Source organism: Mycobacterium sp. Dal123C01, from assembly GCF_052566995.1.
The window spans coordinates 701,819-726,618 of sequence record NZ_CP199580.1 but is presented as its reverse complement, the minus strand read 5'-3'; the positions used below and the strand labels follow the sequence as shown (position 1 = coordinate 726,618).

The window sequence follows — 24,800 nt, the reverse complement described above, 5'->3', positions numbered from 1 at the left end:
GCCGGGAATCTGATTACTGTCGATAGCTCGTCAGGAAGTTGCCCAGCCGGTCGATCGCGGCCGACAGGTCACGCGCCCACGGCAGGGTCACGATGCGCAGGTGATCCGGTGCCGGCCAGTTGAATCCGGTGCCTTGCGTTACCAGGATCTTTTCCTGCAGCAGCAGGTCGAGGACCAGCTGCTCGTCGTCGGCGATGTCATAAACCTCGGGGTCCAGCCGCGGGAACGCGTACAGCGCGCCATCCGGCTTGACGCAGGACACTCCCGGAATCGCGTTGAGCTTGGTCCACGCGACGTCGCGCTGTTCGAGCAGCCGGCCGCCGGGCAGCACCAGGTCCTCGATGCTCTGGTAGCCGCCGAGGGCGACCTGGATCGCATGCTGGGCGGGAACGTTCGGACACAGCCGCATGTTGGCCAGCAGGCTGATTCCCTCGATGAAGCTGCCGGCGTGGTCCTTGGGCCCGGTGATCGCCAGCCAGCCGGCGCGGTAGCCGGCGACGCGATACGCCTTGGACAGGCCGTTGAAGGTCAGACACAACACGTCGGGGGCGAGTGTGGCCAGGCTGATGTGCTGGGCGTCGCCGTAGAGGATCTTGTCGTAAATCTCGTCGGCGAGCAGCAGCAGCTGGTGCTTACGCGCCAGCTCGACCAGCTGGGTGAGGACTTCGCGGCTGTAGACGGCGCCGGTGGGGTTGTTCGGGTTGATCACGACCAGCGCCTTGGTGCGTTCGGTGATCTTCGATTCCAGGTCGGCGAGATCCGGCTGCCAGCCCTGCGTCTCGTCGCACAGGTAGTGCACCGGGGTGCCTCCGGCCAGCGAGGTCGACGCCGTCCACAACGGGTAATCCGGGGAGGGAATCAGCACCTGATCGCCGTTGTCGAGCAGGGCCTGCAGCGTCATCGTGATCAGCTCGGATACCCCGTTGCCCAGGAAGACGTCGTCGACGTCGAATCGCGGGAAGCCGTCGACCAGTTCGTAGCGGGTGACGACCGCGCGCCGGGCCGGCAGGATGCCCTTGGAGTCGGAATATCCCTGGGCGTAGGGCAGTGCCTGGATCATGTCGCGCATGATCACGTCGGGTGCATCGAAGCCGAACGGCGCCGGGTTGCCGATGTTGAGCTTGAGGATGCGGTGCCCCTCGGCCTCCAGCCGCGCGGCCTGCTGATGCACCGGGCCGCGGATTTCGTACAGGACGTCCTGCAGCTTGGACGACTGCGCGAACGTCCGCTGCCGGATATGGCCGGCGTTGTGGACGGGCAGCTGGTGAGTGGTCACGTCACCTATGGTGCCACTGCTGTCCACTGAAATTTGCTGACAGACGCCAATCTGTGATCAGCGCTTGCCCGGCGGACGGGCGCCGCGCGCGATGCCCAGCCCCTTAACAGGTGCTGCCGGGGGCGCCGCGTCGCCGTTGGTCTCCTCGGCCGGCTCCGCCTTCGGTTCCGGTTTGGCGTCCGCCTTTTGCTCGTCGGGCGCGGGCGCCTCGGCTTTGGCTTCGGCCGCGGGGGCTTCGGCCGCCGGGGCCGGGGGCGCGGCTTTCTTGGCGCCGGGGCGCTTGGCACCTGCGGCGATACCCAATCCCTTCACCGGGGCCGCCGGCGCCTTGGGCTCCGCGGCCTCCACCTGCGGTTCCGCGGCTTCCTCAGCGGCCGGGGCCTTTGGTTCGGCCTGTGGCTCCGCGGCCTGCGCGGCCGGGGCCGCTGTTTTCTTGGCGCCGGGTCGCTTGGCGCCGGCGGCCAGGCCCAATCCCTTAGCGGGCGCGGCGGGAGCCTTGGCTTCTGCGGCTTCGGTGGTCTGCTCGGCGGCCGGTGCTTGGGCCGCCGGTGCCGCTGTTTTCTTGGCGCCGCCCGGTTTCTTGGCCCCGCCCGCAATACCTAGGCCTTTGGCGGGTGCGGCGGGAGCTTTGGCTTCTGCGGCTTCGGTGGTCTGCTCGGCGGCCGGTGCTTGGGCCGCCGGTGCCGCTGTTTTCTTGGCGCCGCCCGGTTTCTTGGCCCCGCCCGCAATACCTAGGCCTTTGGCGGGTGCGGCGGGAGCTTTGGCTTCTGCGGCTTCGGTGGTCTGCTCGGCGGCCGGCGCTTCGGCGGCGGGTGCCGCTGTTTTCTTGGCGCCGCCCGGTTTCTTGGCCCCGCCCGCAATACCCAGCCCCTTCGCGGGCGCCGCGGCAGCCTGGGTGGACTGCTCCGGCTCGGCGGCCGCGGGTTCCTCGGTCTCAGCGGGTGCCTCTGCGGGTGCCGTCGCGGCGGGAGCAGCGGCCTTGGGCTCGGCTTTCGCCGCCCGTTTCTCTGCTTCCTTCGCGGCCGTGCCCTTCTCCGGCAGCGTCGCCTTGTCGTACTCGAGCGACGCGAGCAGGATCTGGGCGACGTCGAGCACCTCGACTCCGCTGCGACCGGCCTCTTCCTGCCGGTCGTTCACACCGTCGGTGACCATCACCCGGCAGAACGGGCAGGCGGTCGCGATCGTCGCGGCATTGGTGGCCAGCGCTTCATCGACACGCTCGTGGTTGATGCGCTTGCCGATGTGCTCTTCCATCCACATGCGCGCACCGCCCGCGCCGCAGCAGAAGCTGCGCTCGGCGTGGCGGGGCATTTCGGTGAGGTTGGCTCCCGCGGCCCCGATCAGCTCGCGCGGGGCCTCGTAGACCTTGTTGTGCCGGCCTAGGTAGCAGGGGTCGTGATAGGTGATGTCCTGCGAGACGGGGGTCACCGGCACCAGCTTCTTGTCGCGGATCAGCCGGTTGAGCAGCTGGGTGTGGTGCAGCACGCTGTAGTTGGCGCCCAGCTGGCGGTATTCCTTACCGATGGTGTTGAAGCAGTGCGGGCAGCTCACGACGATCTTGCGGTCGACGGTCTCCACGCCCTCGAACACCCCGTCCAGGGTCTCGACGGCCTGCTGGGCAAGCTGCTGGAACAGGAACTCGTTGCCTGACCGGCGGGCCGAGTCGCCGTTGCAGGTCTCCCCGGTGCCGAGCACCATGAACTTCACCCCGGCAATGGACAGCAGCTCGGCGACGGCCTTGGTGGTCTTCTTGGCCTTGTCGTCGTAGGCGCCGGCGCAGCCCACCCAGAACAGGTACTCGTAGCCGTCGAAACTCTCGACGTCCTGGCCGTAGACGGGAACGTCGAAGTCGACCTCGTCGATCCAGTTGGTGCGGTCCGAGGCGTTCTGCCCCCACGGGTTGCCCTTGTTTTCCAGGTTTTTGAACAGCACCGACAGCTCCGATGGGAACTCCGACTCCATCATCACCTGGTAGCGGCGCATGTCGACGATGTGGTCGATGTGCTCGATGTCCACCGGGCACTGCTCGACGCAGGCACCGCACATCACGCACGACCACAGCACGTCGGGATCGATCACACCGCCCTGTTCGGCAGTGCCGACCAGCGGGCGGGCTGCCTGCTCGGGTCCGTGCCCGGGAATCCGGCCGAAGCCGGACTCGGGGACATGGTGGCCCTCTTCTTTTACCGTCTCGAGATCCAGACCCTCGAGCGGCTCGGCGGTCTTCTCACCAAGGATGTAGGGCGCCTTGGCCATCCAGTGGTCGCGCAGGTCCATGATGACGAGCTTGGGCGACAGGGGCTTAGCCGTATTCCAGGCCGGGCATTGCGACTGGCAGCGCCCGCACTCGGTACAAGTGGCGAAGTCGAGGTTCGCCTTCCAGGTGAAGTCCTCGATCTTGCCGCGGCCGAAAACATCGTCCTCGCTGGGATCTTCGAAGTTGATCGGCTTGCCACCGGACTCCATCGGCAGCAGCGGGCCCAGGCCGTCGGGCAGGCGTTTGAAGGTGACATTGATGGGTGCCAGGAAGATGTGCAGGTGCTTGGAGTGCAGCACGATGAGCAAGAAGAACAGCGCCACAGCGATGTGGGCGACCAGCGCGAAGGTCTCGATCCACTCGTTGGCAGTTGTGCCCAGCGGATGCATGAGCGCGCCCATCGCGTGCGAGAAGAAAGCGCCGTTGCCGTAGGGGAGGGTTCCGGTATTCGCCGAGGCTCCGCGGAAGATCGCGAAGGTGAAGATGACCATAAAGATCATGAACAGGATCAGCCAGGCGCCGCCGGTGTGTGAGCCGTAGAAACGCGATTGGCGACCGTAATCCTTTGGCTCGCTGCGCAATCGGATGATTGAGAATGTGATGATGCCGGCCAGCACGGCAAGGGCAATGAAGTCCTGCAAGAAACCCAGCGCGTCCCAGCGGCCGACGATCGGGATGTGGAAGTTGGGTTGGAACAGGGTGCCGTAGGCCTCGATGTAAACCGTGATGAGGATGAAGAATCCCCACATCGTGAAGAAGTGGGCAAGGCCGGGGATGGACCACTTCAGCAGCTTGCGCTGACCGAACACCTCGGAGACCTGCGCCCAGATTCGGGCGCCGACGTTGTCGGTACGTCCGCTTACCGGCTGGCCGGACATGATTAGCCGGAACAGCCACCAGACGCGTTTCAGTGCAAACAAGACCACGACCGCGGTCAAGCCCAGCCCCAGCACCAATCTGATGAGCGTCTGCGTGGTCACAGCAGGTGTCTCCCCAATGCGTCGTCACTCAGCGAATATTCGTTCGATCTTTGCTAGCTCATAGTGACATCTGCGCCGCTATCGACGCGAGAAAGGTTCCCCTAACTGGCGTTCGTCGAAGCCGTTGACCAGCGGCTTAGCTCTCCGGTGCCAACATGGCACGCAACATAGAGAGCATCTCCGAGCGCGAGCCGGCGCCCAGGCGACGACGGATCCGGGCGACATGGTGCTCGACAGTCTTCGCCGAGATGAAAAGTTGCCCGCCGATGTCGCGGTACGGCAGGCCCAGCAGCAGGAGTTCAGCGACTTCGCGTTCGCGATGGGACAGCGGCGATCCCGACGATGGCTGCCGTGGTGGCGACGGGGTAGCGCCCTGCGGTTCGTCGGCGGGTGGCTCGCTCGGGACATCGCCCGGGGCGGCGCGCAACTTGAGGTCCCGGGCTAGTTGCAGCATCGTGCCGGACACTCTTCCGTCGGGCGTCTGCAGCGCGGCCTGGCCGGCCAGCCGGGTCGCGTCGGAGGTCAGCCCGACATGCGAGAGCGACCGGGCCGACGCGGTGACCTCGTCGACGTCGACCTGGTTGGCCAGCACGTGTAGCCAGGTGCGGCCGGCGCCCGAGAGGGCCTGCGCGAGAGTGCTGGCTCCGGCCGCCGCACCGAGGGCTTGTCCATGCGGGGCGACCAACTCCGGCACGTTGGCGAGGATTCCCGCGTGCACGCCGGCCCAATGCAGTGGGATTGACCACAACGCCGGGTTGCCCAGCGATTCCAGCAGAGTGAACGCCTGATCCAGGGCGTGTCGCAGCTGTTCGACCTGGCGTATCCGGGCGCCCGCCACCCACAACTCGCCCAGCGGCAGCAGCGCGAACAGGTCGACGGAGTACTCGGCGAGCACTTCCATGCCTGCGTACCAATGCTTCTGCAGCGCGCCGGTGTCGCCGCTGCGCCGCGCGATCGCCGTCTGCAGTGCCGCTGCCCACAATGCGTCGCGCCGGTGCAAGCCGGCAGAGCCGACCGCGGCGGCATCCGCGCTGGCCGCCGCCAGCTGCCCGTCCTGCATTTTGATCCAGCCCGACAGCAATGTGTGCCGAGCCTGAAACAACGCGTCACCGTCGGCGCGCACCGCCCGGCCGATCACGCTGCGGGCGCGGACCGGGTCGCCGCCATGTATCGCGGCCAACGTCACCAGTGCCGCCGGGCTGTCCGGAATGACTTCGCTCATGGATTGTTCGGCCGCGACGGCCTGACTGAGTTTCGTCATCGCAGCCGGATACGGCTGGTCCATGGTCAGCAGCAGCCCCTCGGCGAGACTGCGCGACGTGCGGGCGGCGATGTTCGGAGGACCGGAATCCTTGAGACGCAGCGCGTCACGTGCCGTATCCAGGTCACCGGTAGCGGCGAGCACGATCGCCGCGGCGGCGCCGACCACCGCGTCCGGTTGGGGCCCCAGCCAGCCGAATAATTCCGCCGCTTGGTTTGCGTTGCCCTCATGGGCTGCGACGCTGGCCGCGATCCGAACCGCCGCGGCGCGTTCGGTGGACTCGGGGGAGCTGAGTAGACCATCGGCCAGTGCTGCCGCGGCGGCGCAGTCTCCGGCGCGGGCCAGCGCGTCGGCGACGCGCGACGTCAGCCCTTCGGCGCCGGCGTTGACGGCCGCCTGGTAAAGCCGTGCGGCCCTGATGGACTCGCCCAGTGCGGCCGCGGCTTGCCGAGTGAGAATGGCCGCCAATCGGTCGTCTTTTAGCCCGTGTTCGGCGAGTCGCAGCGCGAGCTGCGGCGAAACCGTCGACATGTCGAGTTGTGAACGCAGCAGCGCGGTTTCGATCTCACGGTGGTGGGCATTGCCGACGATCTGGGCGATCGCGTCGTGCACCAGCTGCAGGAATTCGGGGCTGTGCGACGGCTCGATCAGTCCGCTGGCGCGCGCCCGATCGACCAGTCGGTGCGCGTCAGTTGCCGAAATCCCCAGTGCCACAGCCACATCGGCTGCCCCCAGCTCCTGGGTCAGCGACATGATCAGAAGGGTGTCCAGGGCGGGGTCGTCGAACCGGCGCAACCGCGCGATCAGCGTGAACATGGCCGCCTGGACCGGGGCGTGTGCGCCTTCAGCCGTGGCGTGCACCAGGAACGCGAGCCCCGCCGTGCAGCCCACAAGGTCCTCGGACACCGCCAGCGGGCCCAGCGATATGCGCGGTCGATCCCGTTCCATGGCCACGGTCAGGTCGCACAGCTGCTCCTGCGGCTCGCCGGCCACCACCACGGTGGTGCGCAGATCGGTCACGCACTCGGCGAGGCTGCGCAGCTCGGGCTCGCTCAGCAGGTGGGCGTCGTCGATCACCAGCGCGGCGTCGGTCGGATCGCCGGCGCGGGGAGAGTGTGTGAGCACGGTCAGCCCGGCTTGCCGCAGCGCCTCGCGAGCTGCGGCGAGAGCGGTGGTTTTGCCGGTCCCGATACCGCCGCTGATCAACAGCTTAACCGGAACCGTCGACGCGTTGGCCAGGGCCTGGATGGCTTCTCCCGGGATCGGGGTGGGAGCCGGACTCATGTCGCGTACCCCCTGAATAGGTGTTTCGCCGGTGCTCGGGAGCGGTTTTCCCACCATAACCGCACCAACCCCCGTATCCGGGTAGCCATCCCCGTAAGCCTCCCGTTCCCCTAAGGTGGCTCCCCCTAACGCAATCGGAGAGCAGGTGGGTTGCGCACCGATCACAGCGCCCCACTGGGCCGATAACATCGTGGTAATTGGCTGAGCGTTCCCCGTGAACGGCAGCGGCAAGGGCAGAGTGCGGCAAGGAGATGTGCGCAATGGCAAACTCATTGCTCGACTTCGTCATCTCGCTGGTGCGTGATCCCGCTGCCGCGGCGCGCTACGCTACCAACCCCGTGCAGTCCATCGCGGACGCCCACCTTACCGATGTGACCAGCGCCGACGTGAACAATCTCATTCCCGTGGTGACTGATTCGCTGTCGATGTCCACTTCCGCCGGCCCTGCCTCAGGAGTGCCCGCCGCCGATCACGCAAACGTGTGGGCAAGCGGTGCGGCCGCAGCCGCCCTGGATGCCTTCGCGCCGCACACCCCCGCGGGGATGGTCGATCCGCACGGTCCGGCGGGCAGCATGATCCATCAGCCGACGATCCCGGCACCGGTTCAGCCGGCGGCCGATCCGCGCCCGCTAGGCATCGACCTTCCTGGGTCATCGGCGCAGCTCTCCGGCACTGAGACGCCCGATGGTGCGATCGACCACGGGGCATTCCCGGTGCACGATCTGAGCCTGTGGGACCACTCGGTCGACCACCCGCACCCCGTCGAGCCCGATCACCACGACTTCGGTCTGCACGGATAAATCTGTCTGTCCGCAGTCGACCATTGTGGCCCTGACCTGCTTTGATGGCCCCCTGATGGGGGCATCTTTGGTGCTGTGCGGGGGTTCCCTTGCAAATCCCCTAACCCCCTAACGGGGGGGTCTGGCGTATCCCGGTGGGGGCCCGGCCAGCTGGGGGATCCGTCCCCGATTCCGAGCACAGGCGGAATCCATAGCGTGTATTGCAGAACGCCGGTTAGTCGGCGAAGGGGATATCGAAGGGGAATCGATCATGGACTCGCTAATCCAATACATCCTGGATTTGTTTTCCAACCCGGACGCGGCCCGCGCTTTCGTCTCGGGTCCCGGGCAGGCCATGACCGATGCCGGCCTGGTCAACGTGGCACCGGACGAGTTCTCGTCCGCGGTGGCCAACGCCCTACCGGGAGTGCCCCTGGGTCCAGGCGACCCGATCGGCGGATTGCAGCAGGTGCTGGCCGACCAGTACGGCTATGCCCCGGGGTACGGAGGCTACGACCAGGGCTATGGCTACGACCAAGGCTATGGCGGCTATGACCCCGGCTACGGGGGGTACGACCCGGGCTACGGGTACGGGCCCGGCCTTGTTGGTGCGGTTGCCCAGGACGCGGGCGCCCTGGTGGGTGACGCGATTGCCCCGGTTGTCGACGGCGCCGGTGCCGTCCTCGGCCTTGGCGGCGCGATCGTGGGCGACGTGGGTGGCGGACTTCTCGGTGCTGTCGACGCCGGACTGTATGGCGGTGGGTTCGGCGGCGGCGGGTTCGGCTGGCAGCCCGGTTGGGGTGGATTCGGACCAGGCACCGGCGAGTTTGGCCCCGGTTTCGGACCTGGTTGGGGAGGATCCCACCACGGTTGGGGCGACCCTCGGCCTGGTTGGGGAGGGTCCCACCACGGTTGGGGTGACCCTCGGCCTGGTTGGGGAGGGTCTCACCACGGTTGGGGTGACCCTCGGCCTGGTTGGGGAGGGTCTCACCACGGTTGGGGTGATGGGCGACCCGGCTTCGGAACTGGATCTGGCCCCGATTGGGGCGGATTCCGGCCTGGCGTGGGTGAGTTCGGCCCGGGTACCGGGTTTGGCGGTGGCTTCGGCGGCGGGTTTGGTCTGGGCGGCGAGGTCAATGCCGGCTTGGGGCTTGGTCTTGGTGGTGGTTTCGGCGGACACACGGGCTTCGGTCTCAGCGGTGCCGGCCTGACTGGCTTCGGCTTAAATGCCCAAACCGGTTTTGGTGGCCGGGCCGGTCTCGGTTTCGGCGGCGAGAGCGGCGCTGGCTTGGGTCTCGGTGGCGGCGCCGGCTTGGGCGGACACACCGGCTTCGGCTTGGCCAGTGAGGCCGGCCTGGGTGGCCGCGGTGGCTTCGGCGGCGGGTTTGGTCTGGGCGGCGAGGTCAATGCCGGCTTTGGCGGGGGTGTCCGCGCCGGCGCCGGTCTGGGCGGAGGCATCGGCGGTCAGACCGGTGGCGGATTCGGCGGCGGCGCTGGCGGTCACGCTGGCGTTGGCCTGGCGGGTGAAGCCGGTGGTGGTTTTGGTGCTGGTGGCCAGGTCGGCGGTGGTTTTGGCGCGGGTAGCCAGGTCGGCGGTGGCTTCGGTGTTGGCAGTCAGGTCGGCGCCGGTGTCGGTGGTGGTTTCGGTGCTGGCGGTCAGGCTGGCGTGGGTGGTCAAGCTGGCGGGGGTATAGGCGGCCGCGGTGGCTTCGATGCTGGTAGTCAGGCCGCCGTCGGTGCCGGTGGTGGTTTTGGTGCTGGTGCTGGTGGCCAGGTCGGCGGTGGCTTTGGCGCGGGTAGCCAGGTCGGCGCCGGTGCACTTGCCGGTGGTCAGGCTGGTGGTGGTTTCGGTGCCGGTGGTCAGGCTGGCCTGGGTGGCCAAGCTGGTGTTGGCTTTGGCGCTGGTGGCAACGCAGGTCTGGGCGGTCAAGCCGGCTTTGGCAGCCAGGCAGGTCTGGCGAGCCAGGGGGGATTCGGTGCTGGCGCTCAGAACGTCGGTGCATTCGGCGGCGCTGGTGCTCAGGCTGGTCTGAGTGGGCAGGCCGGTTTCGGCGCCAGCAGCCAGCTCGCTGGTGCCGGCAATGTCGGAGCACTCGCCGGCGCGGGGGGTAATGCAGCGCTGGGTGCCGGAGCAAGCGGTCAGGCGGGGTTGATCGCTAGCGAAGGCGCTGCGCTGAACGGTGCGGCCGCTCCTCACGTGGCGGGCCCGCTCGGAGGCGTCGGCGTCGGTGGTCAAGGCGGTGCCGCCGCTGCTGGCGGCGCTGGCCTTGGCATCGGGGGTGCACGCAGCACCGGCATGTTGGGCGGCGAGGGCACCGCGTTGGGCCACGCGACGCCGCAATCCGCGGTTCCCGCAGTTGCGGGTGGTGCGGGTATGGGCGGCCACGTGGGCGCCGGCGGCAACGCGGCGATCGGCGGCGCCGTCCCGGGCGGGGGGTCTGCCGGCGGCGGCATCGGTGGGGGCGCTGGCGGTGGAGCTCACGGCGGCATCCTCGGCCAGGAAGGCGCCACGCTGGGCGGGGGTGGCAATGTCGCCGTCGGCGGCGTCGCAGCTCAGCACGGCCCCACCGGTCCGGCCGGACAGGGCCCCGTAATCCAGGGCGGCGGCGGTGCCGGGGGCTCGGTTGGCGGTCACGCGACGCCACCGTCCAACCCGGGCTCCGTTATCCAGGGTGGGGGCTCCAGCGGGCCTGCCAGCTCCGGCGGTCCTGCCGGGCATGGCGGCGCAGGCGCACCGGTGATCCACGAACCGGCGCAACAGGCCCCGGTTCAGCACTCGCCGGCTCCGGTCGAGCATTCGCCCGCCCCGGTTCAGCATTCGCCCGCTCCGGTCGAGCACGCGCCGGTTCAGCACTCGCCTGCACCGGTCGAGCACGCGCCGGCCCCAGCACCGCACAGCCCGTCGGTGTTCGAGGGGACTCCGCACGCGCCGGCCCCGGTGCACGCGCCCGCGCCGGCGCCGCATCCCGCGCCCTCGCACGTCGGCGGCCCGCACGGATAACTGATTGTTAGAGAGAATCGGCGGGGACCTTTTGATCCCCGCCGATTCGCGCGCATACGGTAAGCGCAGATGCGAGAAAGTGGGGCAGCGCGGTGACTCAACCCAGTGACCCGAGACGGGTCAGCGTGATCGTCGAGTTGATCGACCACACCATCGCCATCGCCGAGCTCAACGACCGCAATGACCTCGCGGAGCGACTAGCGCGCGCCCGCGAGCGCATCACCGACCCGCAGATCCGGGTGGTGATCGCCGGGCAGCTCAAACAGGGCAAGAGTCAGCTGCTCAACTCGCTGCTCAACCTGCCGGTAGCGCGAGTAGGCGACGACGAGGCCACCGTGGTGATCACCGTCGTCAGCCACGGCGAGCCGCCGTCGGCCCGGCTGGTCGTGGCAGCAGGGCCCGACGGCGAATCCGCGGCCGTCGACATCCCGATCGACGACATCAACACCGATCTGCGACGAGCGCCGCAAGCCGGCAGCCGCGAAGTGCTGCGCGTCGAGATCGGTGCGCCCAGCCCGCTGCTGCAAGGTGGGTTGGCGTTCATCGACACCCCCGGGGTGGGGGGTCACGGGCAGCCGCACTTGTCGGCGACCCTTGGTCTGCTGCCGAACGCGGATGCGCTGATCATGGTCAGCGACACCAGCCAGGAATTGACAGAACCGGAGATGTGGTTCATCCGGCAGGCACACCGGATCTGCCCGGTCGGGGTGTTGGCGGCCACCAAAACCGACCTCTATCCGCACTGGCGCGACATCGTCGGCGCGAACACCGCGCACTTGCAGCGCGCCGGCGTACCGATGCCGATTCTGCCGGTCTCGTCGCTGCTGCGGAGCCACGCCGTCACGCTCAACGACACCGAACTCAACGAGGAGTCCAACTTCCCGGCGATCGTCAAATTTCTCAGCGAGAAAGTGCTCTCCCGCGAGACCGACCGGACGCGCGACCAGGTACTCCTCGATATCCGTTCGGCTGCAAAGCATTTGACGATGTCTGTGGGCTCAGAGCTCGCGGTCGTCAACGATCCGGGGCTTCGAGACCGACTTGGCGACGACCTGGAGCGACGCAAGCGCGACGCGCTGGATGCGCTGGAACAGACGGCCCTGTGGCAGCAGGTGCTCAACGATGGATTCACCGACTTGAGCACCGACGTCGACCACGACATGCGGGCCCGCTTCCGCTCGCTCACCGAGGACATCGAACGCCAGATCGATTCGTGTGACCCGACTCGGCATTGGGCCGAGATCGGCAGCGACGTGGAAGACGCGGTCGCCACCGCCGTCGGGGACAACTTCGTGTGGGCCTACCAACGCGCCGAGGAGTTGGCCGACGACGTGGCACGTTCATTCGCCGCCTCGCGACTGGATTCGGTGCTGACTCCCGAGCTGAGCCAACACGCGATGGGCGAGGATTTCGGCCGGCTCAAGTCGCTGTCCGAACTGGAGTCCAAGCCGGCCGGCAAAGGCCAGAAAGTGGTTAGCGGGCTGCGCGGTTCGTACGGCGGTGTGGTGATGATCGGCATGTTGTCCTCGGTAGCGGGACTGGGCCTGTTCAACCCGTTGTCCGTCGGCGCCGGGCTGATCCTTGGCCGCATGGCCTACAAGGAGGACAAGGAGAACCGGCTGCTGCGGGCGCGTGCCGAGGCCAAGACGAATGTGCGACGCTTTGTCGACGACATCTCGTTCGTGGTTGGCAAGGAATCTCGCGACCGGCTCAAGGACATCCATCGCACGCTGCGCGACCACTATCGCGACATCGCCAACGAGATCACCCGTTCGCTCAACGAATCGCTGCAGTCCACCGTCGCCGCGGCGCATATCGAAGAAGCCGAACGCGACAACAAGGTCCGTGAACTCGAGCGGCAGTTGAATATCCTGAACCAAGTCACCGACAATGTGGACAAACTGACGCCACAGGTGACCGTAGGACGGGTGTGAGCACTAGCGATCGAGTCCGTGCAATTCTAGGCGGGACTATCCAGGCCTACCGCGGTGAGCCGGCGTACCGGCAACGGCCCGAGGTTTTCTACGAACTGGATCGCATCGGCGCGCGGCTGAACGAACCGATCCGCATCGCACTGGCCGGCACGCTCAAGGCCGGCAAGTCCACTCTGCTCAACGCTTTGGTCGGACAAGACATCGCCCCGACCGATGCCACCGAGGCCACCCGGATCGTGACGTGGTTCCGGCACGGCCCCACCCCGAAGGTCACCGCCAACCATTGGGGCGGAAGGCATTCCAATGTGCCGATCAGCCACAGCGCTGGACCACAAGGCGGGCTGAGCTTCGACTTCCGCAGGCTCAACCCCGCCGACGTGGCCGACCTGGACGTCGAATGGCCCGCCGAAGAGCTTGTCGATACCACCATCATCGACACCCCGGGAACGTCGTCGTTGACGCGCGAGGCCTCCGAACGCACGCTGCGGCTGTTGGTACCGCCGGACGGGGTGCCGCGGGTGGATGCGGTGGTGTTCCTGTTACGCACCCTCAACGCCGCAGATGTCGCCCTGCTCAAGCAGATCGGGCAACTCGTCGGCGGGTCGGCGGGCGCGCTGGGCATCGTCGGGGTGGCCTCGCGGGCCGACGAGATCGGCGCGGGCCGGATCGACGCGATGCTGTCGGCGGCCGATGTGGCGCAGCGATTCACCAAGGAGATGAATCAGACGGGCATCTGCCAGGCCGTGGTGCCGGTGTCCGGGCTGCTGGCGCTGACCGCGCGCACGCTACGGCAAAGTGAGTTCATCGCGCTGCAGAAGCTCGCCGCCGCCGATAAGGCCGAGCTCGGCAAGGCCATGTTGAGTGTGGATCGCTTCGTCCGGCCCGACAGCCCGCTGCCCGTGGACGCGGCAACCCGCGCCCAACTGCTGGAGCGGTTCGGCATGTTCGGCCTACGGATTTCGATCGCGGTGCTGGCCGCCGGAGTCAGCGACGCAGCGGGGCTGGCCGACGAGTTGCTGGAGCGCAGTGGGCTGGTCGCGCTGCGTGCGGTCATCGATCAGCAATTCGCGCAGCGTTCCGACATGCTCAAGGCGCACACCGCGCTGGTGTCGTTGCGCCGGTTCGTGGAGGCGTTCCCGATCGTGGCGACGCCCTACGTCATCGCCGATATCGACCCGTTGCTGGGCGACACCCATGCTTTCGAGGAGCTTCGCCTGCTCGGCCAATTACATTCTCGCCCAACGACATTGAATGAGGAAGAGATCGCTTCACTGCGCCGCATCGTCGGCGGATCGGGCACCCGGCCGGCCAGCAGGCTGGGTCTGAATCCCGAGGATCCCCACGCCGTCCCGCGCGAGGGCCCGCGGGCCGCATTCGCTGCGGCGCAACGCTGGCGACGCCGCGCCGAGCATCCGCTCAACGATCCGTTCACCACCAAGGCGTGCCGCGCCGCGGTGCGCAGCGCCGAGGCGATGGTGGCCGACTTCGCCGCGCACGGCTACGACATGTCCAACGTCCAGCCTCAGTAGCGCCGCCACGGCCAGCGCCGCTCGCGGGTGGGCTCCACGGGTGGCGTAAAGGTCGTCGTGGGCGGCGGTGGTGTCGTGGTGACAGGCGGTTGATACGTCGTGGTGGGCGGCGGCTGATATGTCGTAGTAGGCACTTCGGTGGTCGTCACGGGCGCCTGCGTGGTGGTCGTCGACGGTGGTGGCGGTGGTGGTGCGGTCAGCGTCCCGGTGGGGGTGTCGGTGATGGTCACGGTCTGCTCCGGCGGCGGTGCCGTCGGTTGACTCGGCGGGGTCCGGACCGGGCTGGGGCTCTCCTCGCCCAGGGTCAACGCCAACACGACGGCGATCAGTATTGCAGCGCCCGCAGCGGCCAGGCTCAAGATCAGGGCGGGGCGCTTGTACCACGGCAGCGGCGTGGCTTCGGCGTAAGGATCGTCGTCCGCGTCCTCGAATTCCATTGCGTCCCGGACGTATTGGCCGCTGTGTTCGGGTCCGGTGTAGGGGACGGGATCGTCCTCTTCTTCGTCCTCCGACCACGCCAGGGGGCCCTCTTCTTCGATCCGGGCGCCCGGGAGCATTTGAGTCATGTCGGCTGGCGCAGCGCTCGCCAATTGCGTCGGGTTCTCGACGGGGGGACTGGCAGCCACGCGTGCCGCGGGGTGCTGCTGACCGAAGGTGGCCGCTCCGATAGCGGCGCTGAACCCAGGTTGCGGCGCGGTGTGGATCGGCACCTCGAGACGTTCGGCAAGGCGGGTGGTGAGCAGCGGGACAGCGGCGCCGCCGCCGACAATGGCCACAGCGGCCAGGTTTGACTTCGGAATATCGTTGCGGCGCAGGACGTCTTCGACGGTCGCGACGAATTGGTCCAGCGGTCCGGAGATCAGTTCCTCGAAGTCGTTGCGGGACAGTTCGACATCCTCACCGGTCACCGCCGGGACCGTGGTGACCGTCGCTGCCGACAGATCCTCCTTGGCGCGTCGGCATTGATCGAGCAGGCGGGCCAGTGACCCCATCCGCGTCGTGCTGGCCAGGCCGCCGCTGGTGTCAGTCGGAACGCCTTCGCGCAGGTGGTCGAGGAGGAGCTCGTCGATCGCGTCGCCGGAGAATTCGCGGTATCGGACCGACGGGCCGATCTGCCGGAAGTCCGACCCGGCATCGCTCAGTGTCACGGAGGTGCCGCTGGCGCCGAAGTCGCACAAAGCGACGACGCCGTTGGCCGGGAAGTCTGCCCCGGCACGCAGGGCCGTGAGCGCCGCGGTGGCGTCGGAGATCAGCGTCGGCGGCACGCCGTTGGGCGCCAGACCCGGCTGCGCAAAAAACTCCTCACGTAGCGCCGCGGACTGCTCCTGCGACCAATACGCGGGGACTGCGATAGTGACCGGCGTCCCGTAGTCGACAGCGCGCGCCATCGCCTCGAGCGCTTCGACCGTCAGCGCATCTCCGAGATACTTCGTCCCGTCGGCTGCCACCAATGGGGTTCGGTCACCCACCCGTTCGACGAATCCCCGCATCACCAGGCCGGCTCCGGCCGGGTCCGGATTTTCTTCCGGCAGACCGACTTCGGATGCGCTCTGATCGAACAGCGTCAGAACAGATCTGCGAGTCACCGCATCGCCACCCGCGCGGGCCGCGACCAGGTTCGCAACCCCGATCGACAAACCGATCGACTCGCTCATCTGGCATACCCCTGTGTGTTGTCGTAACTGTGACTGTGGGTTCCCGAGAGTCTAGGTGGGAGCCCTTTTCACAGGCCGGGCGGCAACGTGATCTCGGTGGGTAGCCCAGGCAGCGCGGGCAGCGTGATCACCGACGGCAGTTGCGGGAACGGGTACGCCTCGCTCGACCGGGTGGTCGGTGTGGTCCGGGTGGTCGGTGTGGTCGGGGCGGTCGGGGCGGTCGACGTGAGTGAGTCCTCGGTGGATGCCGTCGGCGCATCCGTCGGAGTCGTTTCCGCACTCGACGGCGGGGCCGTCGGAGTCGTGGTCGCGGCACTCGACGGCCGCGTGATCGCTGGGGTCGGGATGATTGGTTCCTGCGGCGGGGCGCCGTGGATCAGCTGGAGGATGCCCCAGACGATCAGGGCGATGAGCACCGCGATGAGGGTGCCCCACCCGACCAACGGAATTGGTTTGCGCCAACCCGGAATCGGGTCGTCGGGCTCGGGCGCTGCGCTGCCGGATTCGTCGTCACCGTAATGGATGTAGACGGTCGGGTCGTCGTCGACGAAATAGTCCGCCGGCGCTTGCCTTGCCATGGTCGCCGAGACTACTGGCGAGGGCGAGGCGGACGCGGGTTCCACACGCGCAGCTTCCGATCGGCCGCCAAACATTGACCTCATTGCAACCGGCTCGTTAGGGCAAGGCGGGGATGGTCGTCGGTAGCCACGACGGCCAGTGATGCCGATGCGTAGGTTCCTGGGGCGGCTGGTGGGCGGGCGGCTGGACGGCGCTGCTGGTGGGCGGCGCCATGGTCGTGGTGGTGGTCGACGGCGGGGTTGTGGTCGTGGTCGTGGTCGTCGTGGTGGGTGGCGTCGTGGAGGTGGTGGTCGACGGCGTGGTCGTGCTGCTCGGGGTGGTACCGGTGCCCTGGTCTCCGATGAGCTCGATGATGCCGTAAACGATCAGCGCGATCAGGATCAGAACGATCAAGCCCCAGCCGATGAGCACCACGGGCCTGCGATACCACTCGGTGGGCTCGGTCTCCTCGTCGAAAGGATCCAGTGATTCGGGGGGCTCGAATTGCTCGGGAGCGGGAGCTGGCGGTTCACCGGATGGCGGAGGATCGCCCCTGCCGACATCTCGATGCCGGGTCGGCTGATTGTCGAAGTCGTCCGGGGGGCCTACCACGGCACCGATCGTACTGACATCAGCTGTCAGTCCGGTGCAGAAGTCGTCGACTGCGCCCTGTGGAGTCCATGCCGTCTCGTCACTACCTGAACTCATAAGGCCTACACAACTGCGGCAGGATTCCGGCACAGCTTCCCCGGCGACGATCAGTTAGCGGTCCACGTGGTCTTTCCTCCGCCCTGGCCATGGCTGGCCGCCAAGATTTTGGGAGGCGTGGGTAGTGGACATCGTGCTTGGAGTGTCGATGGCGCCAGCCTCGGTTCAGATCGTCCTGCTGCAAGGCGAAAATGCTGACGGCGCCACGGTAGACGAGAACGAGTTCGCCGTCGCCGCTGCCGACGACGCACCCACCGTCAGTGCGTCGGATCGAGTGGTCGCCGCCATCCTGGGCACCCGCGAAGATGCGGCCGGCGCCGGCCTTGACCTGTCCTCGGTCGGAGTGGCCTGCACCGACCAACTCGAAGCGGCAGCTTTACGCGACGCGCTGGCCGCCCACAAAGTTGAGAACGTCATGCTGGTCTCTGCGTTCCTGGCTGCGACTGCTCTGACTCAATTTGTCGGCGGGGCAATGGGTTACGAGCGTACTGCGGTGCTTTTCCTGGAGCCCGGCACTGCGACTTTGGCCGTTGTGGAGACCTCCGACGGTTCCATCGCCGATGTCCACGAAGAACACGTGATTAGCGCTTCCGGTCAGGTTGCCACCGCTGAGCTGATGGAGATGGTCGCCGGGCTCGACGAATTGCCAACGCGCCCCGGCGGCCTGTTTGTGATCGGCTGCGGTGTCGACATCGCGCCGATCAAGCCGCAATTGGAAGAGGCGACGTCGCTTACCGTGAACGCGCCGGAGGAGCCCGAGACAGCTCTGGCCCGAGGAGCCGCCCTGGCGTCCGCGAACGTGCTTGCGTCGTCGACTGGCGTGATGGCCTACGCACAAGACCCCGGCACGGGCTCGATCGACATGTCTGCCCTACCCGAATATCTGAGCTTCACGGGCGCCGCGCAAGGCGATGAGGACCTCGCCTATAGCGCAGTGGCAGACGACGAGGCCAATGCCCCGACTGTCGTCATCGGCGCTCCGGGTGAGAGCGGACCGCGACGCAGGCCGGCCCTTCTAGTCGGGACTCTGTTGGCTGTCGCGGGCTTTAGCGCGGCGCTGGCACTAGAGGTCGCTTTGAGCCTCGGCATCCGGACGACGGTCGGTTTGCTGCCCGCCCCGATCCACGACCTCATCGCCCCGGTCCAGGAGGTCCTCGTGCCTGAACTCGGGCCAGTGGCGGCTACGAAGGCGGGACCACCCAAGCCCCTGAGCCCGCCCGCAGGCGGACCGCCGGCAGCTTCGGTGCCCGCGGCCCCGGTTCCCCCAGCCCCACCGCCCGTAGCTCCGCTTCCCGCAGCCCCAGCCGTGCCGGTTCCGGTGGTGCTCCCGCCGATAGCGCCCATTCCCGTGCCGCCGGTTTACCTGCCCGACCCGCCGGCAAGTCCGCCCGTGGTCGAGGCGCCGCCGATCCACGTCTCGCCGCCGGTCCGCGTCCCGCCGCCGGTCCGCGTCCCGCCGCCACCCCACCAAACCCCCCCGGGGCAAGGGCCATGGACCAATCCGGGCGGCCCTGACGGCCCTGACGGCCCTGGCGGCAGGCCCGGTGGGCCTGCCAACGGCCCCGGCCCCACCCGCGGGAATCCTGGCGGTGGTGGGCCGCAAAGTGGCGGGCCCGGTAGCGGCCCGGCTCCGGGCCGCGGGACTCCTGGTGACGGGCCGCCCCAGGGCGGTACACCATCCGGCGGTGGTCCCAGTGGCGGCGGAACCCCCAGCGGCGGAGCCCCTAGTGGTGGTGGCCCCGGCGGTGGCGGTGGCTCCGCAGGCGGTGGCGAACCCTCTGGCGGCGGTGGGCCGGTCGGTGGTGGCGGAACCCCCAGCGGAGGTGGGCCTCCCGCAAGCGGCAGCTCTGCAGGCGGTGGCGAACCCTCCGGCGGTGGTGGGCCGGTGGGCTCTGGTGGTTCTAGCAGCTCGAGCGGTGGCGGCAGCGAGAGCGGCGGTAGCTCTGGTGGTTCCAGCAGCTCAGGTGGCAGCAGCGAGAGTAGCGGTGGCAGCAGCAGCTCTAGCGGTGGGAGCGAGAGTAGTTCGGGTGGTTCCAGCAGCTCGAGCGGTGGCAGCGAGAGCGGCGGCCACCACTAGCCGTTCGCGTACGCGCCTACCCGCATCGCCCTTGCGGCGGCTCAGAACGTGTTGACCTTCTCGAGACTGACGAACATGCCGTGCCCAGTTTTTGCGTTGGTGAAGCGGGTGCCGGCTTCGGAAGCGACGATCGTCCAGCCCTGCGCGTCGTAGGTCTTGTAGTCGATGGGTACGGCGGGGATGGCGCCCAGGTTGCCCAATATCCACTCGACCGAGCCGCCGGAGGTGATGTGGACACCGTTGGCGTGCTCGCCATCCTGCAGCGGGGAGTCGGTGAACGGTGCCTCGCAGCCGACGCTGTCCTTGTTGATCTGGCAGCGAGTCACGCCCGACTTGGTCTCGATGAAGACGTAGCCGTTCTGGTCGGGCGGCAGCGGAATGACACCGGCCGGCACGGTCGGGCTCGCCGGAGAGGTCGGAGGGGCCGCGATGGGGTTCGACGGCGACGGCGCGGTACTCGACCTCGGCGTCGGGAACGAAGGTTCGGTCGGTCCGGTGCCCGGTGTGGCGACCGGCCTGCCCTCGATGACGGAGCTGCAGCCCGAAATCAGCACGGGACTAGCCAGCAGGGCCGCGAGCACCAACGAACCACCCGCCAGGCCCCGCCGTGCATTTCGGGATAACAGCACGCGTCGCTCCCCAGATCTGAGATGTCAGACGTAGATTACGCACGAGGTGGGGCAAGCTACCGCGGCGACGCGCTTTTGAAATGTCGCCGATAGCAAAGTGTTACGGATGGGCGGGCACCCGCGGGTCACAGACCGAGCAGCTTCTCGGCGTTGCGGTGGCTGATGCGCGCCCGCTCGTCGTCGGTCAGGGGGAGCTTGTCCAGGAAGGCGGTAGCGGTCTTCATCGACCCGAACGGGTAGTCGGCGGAAAACGCCACCCGCTCAATACCCACCTGTGAAACCAGATTGGCGTACATCGCTTCGTCGTTGAAGTTGGCGAAGGTGTAGTGCAGGTTCTGCCGCAGGTAGGTGCTGACCGGGTGCTTGAGCCCGGTCAGTTCCGGCTTCAGCGTGGCGTCGAACCGCGGCAGCATGAACGACGTCCCTTCGCCCATGTGCCCGATGATGATCTGCAACTCCGGATAGCGGTCGAATACGCCGCCGAGAATCAATCGCAGCACGTGTGTGGCCGTGTTGATGTGCCAACCCCAGCCCACTGTCGCCAGCGCAAACGTCACCTCGGCGGAAAACCCCGCGTAGCTCGACTCGATGACGGCCGCCGGCGGGATCGTGGGGTGCAGGTAGATCGGAACGTTGAGCGCGGCCGCGCGGTCGAGAATCGGCTCGAAGAAGGCGTCGTCCAGGTAGCGACCTTGGCTGTGCCCGTTGATAACTGCGCCGGGGAAGCCGAGCGTGCGCACCGCTCGCTCCAGCTCGTCGGCCGCCTCGTCGGGTGCGCTGATCGGCACGGTCGCGAAGCCCGCCAGCCGATCGGGGTACCGGCTGATCGCCGCGGCGAGTTCGTCGTTGCATTCGCGGGCCAGCTCAACGGCTTTCGGCCCGTCCAGCTGCTCGACGCCAGGCGCGGCCAGCGACAGCACCGCCAGATCGACGCCGCCGTCGTCCATCGCCGCGATGCGGCCGTCACCGAGATCGGCGATAGCCTCGATCACGCCCGCGCGCGACGCGAGCCAGCTGCCTGGCCCGCGCAGAAATCCCGCTGTGGCGTAATGCTCTTCGAGTGCGATGGTCCGCAAATGGGTGTCCTTAGCTCTCCAGCACTCGGGTGGCGGCGGTCCAGTACGGCAGCTCGTCGCGCTTGGCGGCCCACCGGATGGTCTTGGTGTACCCGTATTCCGCCAGGGTCTCCTCGGCATGCTCGCGGCCGAAACCGCTGTGGCCGACCCCGCCGAATCCGGTGCCGATGGCAATCCGTACGTAGTTGTTGACGAAGACGGCGCCGGCCCGGATCTGCCGGCTGACCCGCAGTGCGCGATCGCCATCCTGGGTGAACACCGCCGCAACCAGCCCGAACGGGGTGCTGTTGGCGATCCGCACCGCCTCACTTTCGTCGGTGAACGGGATCAGGGTGACTACCGGACCGAAGATCTCTTCCCGGGCTATCCGCATGCGCGGAGTCACGTCGGTCAGCACGGTCGGCGCGACGTAGAAGCCGTCGGCCAGCCGGGGATCGTCGGGCAGCGCCGCTTGGGCGGCGATATGCGCGCCTTCGGCCACGCCCAGCTTGAGGTAGTCCAGGACCTGTTTCTGCTGCGCCCGGGTGACCAAGGGCCCGACGTCGGTCGTGGGGTCGGCGCCGTCGCCCACCCGCAGCCGTTTCACCGCCTTGCACAGCTTCGCGGCGAACTCGTCATAGATCGTGTCCTGCACCAGGATTCGCGACGACGCTGTGCACGCTTCGCCTTGGTTGAAGAAGCCACCGTCGACGGCGGCCAGCAGCGCCTCGTGCATGTTGGCGTCGTCGAAGACGACCAGGGGGTTCTTTCCGCCCAGCTCCATCAGCGTCGGGGTGAGGTTGCAGGCCGCATTGCGCATTACCGCCGAGCCCGTCCGCGGTGATCCGGTGAAAGAGACCTTGCCCACCAGCCGGTGTCCGGCGAGAGCGGCACCCACCTCGCCCCGGCCGGGCACGGCATGCACCACGCGGTCCGGGAGTACCGATTGGATCAGTTCCACCATGCGCAGCACCACCGAGGGAGTCTGCTCCGGTGGTTTCAGCACGACCGCGTTACCGACGGCCAGTGCCGGCGCGATCTTTCCCGCGGTGTGGATGGGTGGCCAGTTGAACGGCACGATGGCGGCGATCACCCCGTACGGTTCCAGCGTGGTGACGTCGAGGACAGCGCCGTAGTCGCGCGCCTGGTTCGGCAAGGCCTCCACCATGCTGCCGAAGTATTCGAAGATGGAGATCGCGGCTTCGATGTCGAATTCGCGCGCCTGGACGATGGGTTTGCCCATTTCCCGTGACTCGAGCATGGCGAGCTCATCCGCGTGGGCGCGGATGACTGCGGCGATCTCACGCAGGTAGCCGCCACGTTCGCGCGCCGGCCGCTGCTTCCAGCGCAGGTGTGCGGCGTGGGCTTTGCGCATCGCTTGGTCTACCTCGTTGGGTCCCGCGCCCTGGACCACGGTGACGGTCCGGCCGGTGGCGGGGTTCTCGACGACGAACTGGTCATCGGTGGAGGCAGACGACCAGCGCGTTCTGGTCCTGGTGAGGGCGGGAGCTTGCAGAGTCATTGGCACGTCCAGCACAGTCGGCGGTTGGGATGGTCGACGGACGGTCAGACCCGGCCGACCTGGTCGACGCTACGATGACCTGCGGCATCAGGGCCAACGACATGTTCTGATGGCCGTTAGCACGGGCTGTGATAATAGCTGGATGGAGCTTCGCCATCTTGAGTATTTTCTCGCCGTCGCGGACAACCGAAGCTTCACCGAGGCGGCGAAGAAATTGCATGTCGTCCAATCGGGTGTCTCGGCGACGATCAAGGCCCTGGAACGGGAGCTCGGCGCGGAATTATTTGTCCGTGGCTCGGCCGGCGTGGAGCTGACGCCGGCCGGAGAGGAGCTGCGACCCCGCGCCCGCGAAACCCTGGACGCCGCCCGCGCGGCCAAGGACGCCGTCAACGCCACCCGCGGTTCTGTTCGCGGCACCGTCACGGTCGGGATTCTGACGTCGATCAGCGTGATCGACATGCCCTCGGTGCTGTCCGAACTGCACAGCCGGCATCCCGAAGTGACGGTTCACTTGCGTGCCGCCGCCGCCGGATCGGCGGGACTCGCCACCCAACTCCGCGACGGCGATCTCGACGTCGCCTTTCTTGTCTTCACGGGGCCTCCGCCGGCCGACCTGACCGCCCGACTCGTTGCCGCCGTCCCCCTGCTCCTGGTGGTCCCCGCCGACCACCCACTCGCCCAACGCGACTCGGTGCCATTGGCCGAGTTGGCCGGAATGTCGTTCGTCGACAGCCCACCGGGATACGGCACCAGAACCGTGATCGACAACGCATTCACCGCCGCCGGCGTCGAACGGACCGTCGCGGTGGAGGTGGCCGACCTGGGCACGGCGGCGACCTACATCCGAAACGGTCTGGGCATCGGCTTTCTGAGTTGGACCATTCTCGATGAGATTGACGATTTCGGCCTGGCCACGCTCCGGGTGAGCGACTACAACCTCGAATGGCGGTTGTTCGTCACCACGTCTGCGGCCCGGTCGACCAGCGCGGCCACCCGCGCAGTCCTTGAGCTGATCGAGGAAATCGCAGCCCGCTGAATCACACTGCGACGGGTGCCTTCTCACACGCGAGGATCGTATCCTCGGCCGCCGCCCCATAACCGTAACGATCGATGAACTCGCCCCAGCGCTCCGCGATGATCGCGCGCTGTTCGGGCGTCATCTCGTAGGTGTTCGTCCGGTAGGCCGACTTGTCGGCAAGATACTGCCGCAGCCGCGGCCGGTAGCGCTCGAAGTCGCCCAGGTCCAGGTGCTCGTACATTTTGCGCAACTGCCCCTCGGGATCGCCGATCAGATCCTCGTAGCGCAGTTCGTAAAACCTTGACGGGTCTACGAATTCGCGCCCTTCGTCCAACTTCCGATACAGGTCGACGTAGGTGGACAGCACGTTTTCGGTCAATCCCTGGAAGGTCGGCCGTTGCAGGCCGTGCACCAGGGAGAACGCTTTGAAGAGGTTGACGGTCGACGGGTACACGGCGAACGGATCCCGGACGATGTGTACGAATTTCGCCTGCGGAAATATCTCCAGCAGCACCTTGATCCGGAAACTATGCGTCGGACTCTTGAGTATCACTGCCTTACGGCGGAGGAAGTACACCTGCTGAACGAACCGGTGCAGGGTCCGTTTCCAGGTTTCCAGTTCGCGATGTCAGCTGGTCCATGTCCAGATACCGCTCGTCCTGGGTGGGCCGGTTCGGGAACGCGATGGTCAGGTAGGGCGATGGCAGCCCCAGCATGCACCACGCAGACTCATCTTCCTGCGGATGCGCCATGCTCAAGTCCATGTTGTCCATGGCGCGATGCTTCGACGTCAGAAATTCCGCGCATCGGGCAAACCGCTGGGTCAGCAGAAAGTGGTGCGGCACAATGCATTCGTAAGTCGTGGGACCAGTGTGGCGATCGTCGAGGACCATCATCTCGTGCAGCATGGTTGTCCCGGTACGCCAGTGCCCCACGATGAAGATCGGCGCATCGGCAATCGCCGTGTTAGCGACTCGCCTGTCGAACACGATCCTTTGCCACATCCCCAGAAACGAATTGACGACGCTGAGAACCGTGTAGAGCACCGCGTAGTGCCAGCGGCTCCAGTGCACGGCGAAGCGGTTATGGATCAGCAGGCGCGTCCAGGCGGAGAAGTTGCAACCGATCCAGAGGGGCGCGGCCCACTCGTGCCACCAGGAAAATCGTGACGGCGAGCGGCTGGCCTTCATCGCGGGTAAGAGCAACAGTCTGGGGTTGCGCGAAGCGCAACGACGACCCACGGAGCAGTCATAACGCTTCGCCCTTCTCGGGGAGGA

General features: G+C 67.4%; 18 protein-coding genes and 2 pseudogenes. 8 read left to right on the top strand and 12 right to left on the bottom strand.

Annotated features, from left to right (window positions below):
• Positions 1-13: 13 nt before the first annotated feature.
• The 3 genes from ACTXG5_RS03505 to iniR form a co-directional block, all read right to left on the bottom strand.
• Positions 14-1,303 (bottom strand): pyridoxal phosphate-dependent aminotransferase, encoded by a 1,290-nt coding sequence (locus ACTXG5_RS03505; protein ID WP_445162375.1) that lies wholly within the window; start codon positions 1,301-1,303, stop codon positions 14-16.
• A 30-nt stretch (positions 1,304-1,333) separates the two neighbouring features.
• Positions 1,334-4,513: a heterodisulfide reductase-related iron-sulfur binding cluster gene (locus ACTXG5_RS03500; protein ID WP_445162374.1), complete on the bottom strand. Its 3,180-nt coding sequence runs from the start codon at positions 4,511-4,513 to the stop codon at positions 1,334-1,336.
• A gap of 136 nt (positions 4,514-4,649) precedes the next feature.
• The gene (iniR, locus tag ACTXG5_RS03495; RefSeq protein WP_445162373.1) at positions 4,650-7,058 is read right to left on the bottom strand and encodes an isoniazid response ATPase/transcriptional regulator IniR; all 2,409 of its coding nucleotides are present in this window, start codon (positions 7,056-7,058) and stop codon (positions 4,650-4,652) included.
• Positions 7,059-7,318: 260 nt separating this feature from the next.
• Here iniR and ACTXG5_RS03490 point away from each other — a divergent pair, with 260 nt between their 5' ends.
• On the top strand, positions 7,319-7,858 hold the full coding sequence (locus tag ACTXG5_RS03490; protein WP_445162372.1) for an Rv0340 family IniB-related protein: 540 nt from the start codon (positions 7,319-7,321) through the stop codon (positions 7,856-7,858).
• A 250-nt stretch (positions 7,859-8,108) separates the two neighbouring features.
• Positions 8,109-8,201 (top strand): annotated as a pseudogene (locus ACTXG5_RS03485) (hypothetical protein); the annotation flags it as partial.
• Between the two features lie 54 nt (positions 8,202-8,255).
• Here ACTXG5_RS03485 and ACTXG5_RS03480 read toward each other — a convergent pair.
• Positions 8,256-8,702, bottom strand: a complete 447-nt coding sequence (locus ACTXG5_RS03480; RefSeq protein WP_445164636.1) for a hypothetical protein — start codon at positions 8,700-8,702, stop codon at positions 8,256-8,258.
• A gap of 52 nt (positions 8,703-8,754) precedes the next feature.
• Here ACTXG5_RS03480 and ACTXG5_RS03475 point away from each other — a divergent pair, with 52 nt between their 5' ends.
• Complete coding sequence (locus ACTXG5_RS03475; protein WP_445164635.1) at positions 8,755-9,048, top strand: hypothetical protein; 294 nt, start codon at positions 8,755-8,757, stop codon at positions 9,046-9,048.
• An 11-nt stretch (positions 9,049-9,059) separates the two neighbouring features.
• Here the strand turns inward: ACTXG5_RS03475 and ACTXG5_RS03470 are convergent, their stop codons facing one another.
• Positions 9,060-10,472: a hypothetical protein gene (locus ACTXG5_RS03470; RefSeq protein WP_445164634.1), complete on the bottom strand. Its 1,413-nt coding sequence runs from the start codon at positions 10,470-10,472 to the stop codon at positions 9,060-9,062.
• A gap of 102 nt (positions 10,473-10,574) precedes the next feature.
• On the opposite strand from ACTXG5_RS03470, the gene ACTXG5_RS03465 reads away from it, so the two are divergent.
• The 3 genes from ACTXG5_RS03465 to iniC all read left to right on the top strand — a co-directional run bounded on the left by ACTXG5_RS03465 (position 10,575) and on the right by iniC (position 14,301).
• Entirely contained in the window at positions 10,575-10,838 is a 264-nt protein-coding gene (locus ACTXG5_RS03465) for a hypothetical protein (RefSeq protein ID WP_445164633.1), read from the top strand.
• A gap of 92 nt (positions 10,839-10,930) precedes the next feature.
• Positions 10,931-12,772, top strand: coding sequence for a dynamin family protein (locus ACTXG5_RS03460; protein ID WP_445162371.1), 1,842 nt, complete (start codon positions 10,931-10,933; stop codon positions 12,770-12,772).
• A complete protein-coding gene (gene iniC / locus ACTXG5_RS03455; RefSeq protein WP_445162370.1) occupies positions 12,769-14,301 on the top strand; it encodes an isoniazid-induced dynamin-like GTPase IniC in 1,533 nt (510 codons plus the stop codon). The genes ACTXG5_RS03460 and iniC overlap by 4 nt, the downstream gene beginning before the upstream one ends.
• Here the strand turns inward: iniC and ACTXG5_RS03450 are convergent.
• The 3 genes from ACTXG5_RS03450 to ACTXG5_RS03440 all read right to left on the bottom strand — a co-directional run bounded on the left by ACTXG5_RS03450 (position 14,295) and on the right by ACTXG5_RS03440 (position 17,222).
• Complete coding sequence (locus ACTXG5_RS03450; protein WP_445162369.1) at positions 14,295-15,956, bottom strand: Hsp70 family protein; 1,662 nt, start codon at positions 15,954-15,956, stop codon at positions 14,295-14,297. The two genes, iniC and ACTXG5_RS03450, sit on opposite strands and share 7 nt — an antisense overlap.
• Positions 15,957-16,024: 68 nt before the next feature.
• Positions 16,025-16,534: an oligopeptide transporter substrate-binding protein gene (locus ACTXG5_RS03445; protein WP_445162368.1), complete on the bottom strand. Its 510-nt coding sequence runs from the start codon at positions 16,532-16,534 to the stop codon at positions 16,025-16,027.
• A gap of 97 nt (positions 16,535-16,631) precedes the next feature.
• Positions 16,632-17,222 carry a hypothetical protein gene (locus ACTXG5_RS03440; protein WP_445162367.1) on the bottom strand — a complete coding sequence of 197 codons (591 nt, stop codon included), beginning with the start codon at positions 17,220-17,222 and terminating at the stop codon, positions 16,632-16,634.
• A gap of 124 nt (positions 17,223-17,346) precedes the next feature.
• On the opposite strand from ACTXG5_RS03440, the gene ACTXG5_RS03435 reads away from it, so the two are divergent.
• On the top strand, positions 17,347-19,299 hold the full coding sequence (locus tag ACTXG5_RS03435; protein WP_445162366.1) for a DUF7159 family protein: 1,953 nt from the start codon (positions 17,347-17,349) through the stop codon (positions 19,297-19,299).
• Positions 19,300-19,340: 41 nt separating this feature from the next.
• Here the strand turns inward: ACTXG5_RS03435 and ACTXG5_RS03430 are convergent, their stop codons facing one another.
• The 3 genes from ACTXG5_RS03430 to ACTXG5_RS03420 all read right to left on the bottom strand — a co-directional run bounded on the left by ACTXG5_RS03430 (position 19,341) and on the right by ACTXG5_RS03420 (position 22,505).
• Entirely contained in the window at positions 19,341-19,928 is a 588-nt protein-coding gene (locus ACTXG5_RS03430; RefSeq protein ID WP_445162365.1) for a hypothetical protein, read from the bottom strand.
• A 125-nt stretch (positions 19,929-20,053) separates the two neighbouring features.
• A complete protein-coding gene (locus ACTXG5_RS03425; RefSeq protein ID WP_445162364.1) occupies positions 20,054-21,004 on the bottom strand; it encodes an amidohydrolase family protein in 951 nt (316 codons plus the stop codon).
• Positions 21,005-21,014: 10 nt separating this feature from the next.
• A complete protein-coding gene (locus tag ACTXG5_RS03420) occupies positions 21,015-22,505 on the bottom strand; it encodes an aldehyde dehydrogenase family protein (RefSeq protein WP_445162363.1) in 1,491 nt (496 codons plus the stop codon).
• Between the two features lie 142 nt (positions 22,506-22,647).
• Here ACTXG5_RS03420 and ACTXG5_RS03415 point away from each other — a divergent pair, with 142 nt between their 5' ends.
• Positions 22,648-23,541 carry a LysR family transcriptional regulator gene (locus ACTXG5_RS03415; RefSeq protein WP_445162362.1) on the top strand — a complete coding sequence of 298 codons (894 nt, stop codon included), beginning with the start codon at positions 22,648-22,650 and terminating at the stop codon, positions 23,539-23,541.
• Between the two features lies 1 nt (position 23,542).
• Here the strand turns inward: ACTXG5_RS03415 and ACTXG5_RS03410 are convergent.
• Positions 23,543-24,713 (bottom strand): annotated as a pseudogene (locus tag ACTXG5_RS03410) (sulfotransferase family protein).
• Between the last annotated feature and the right edge of the window lie 87 nt (positions 24,714-24,800).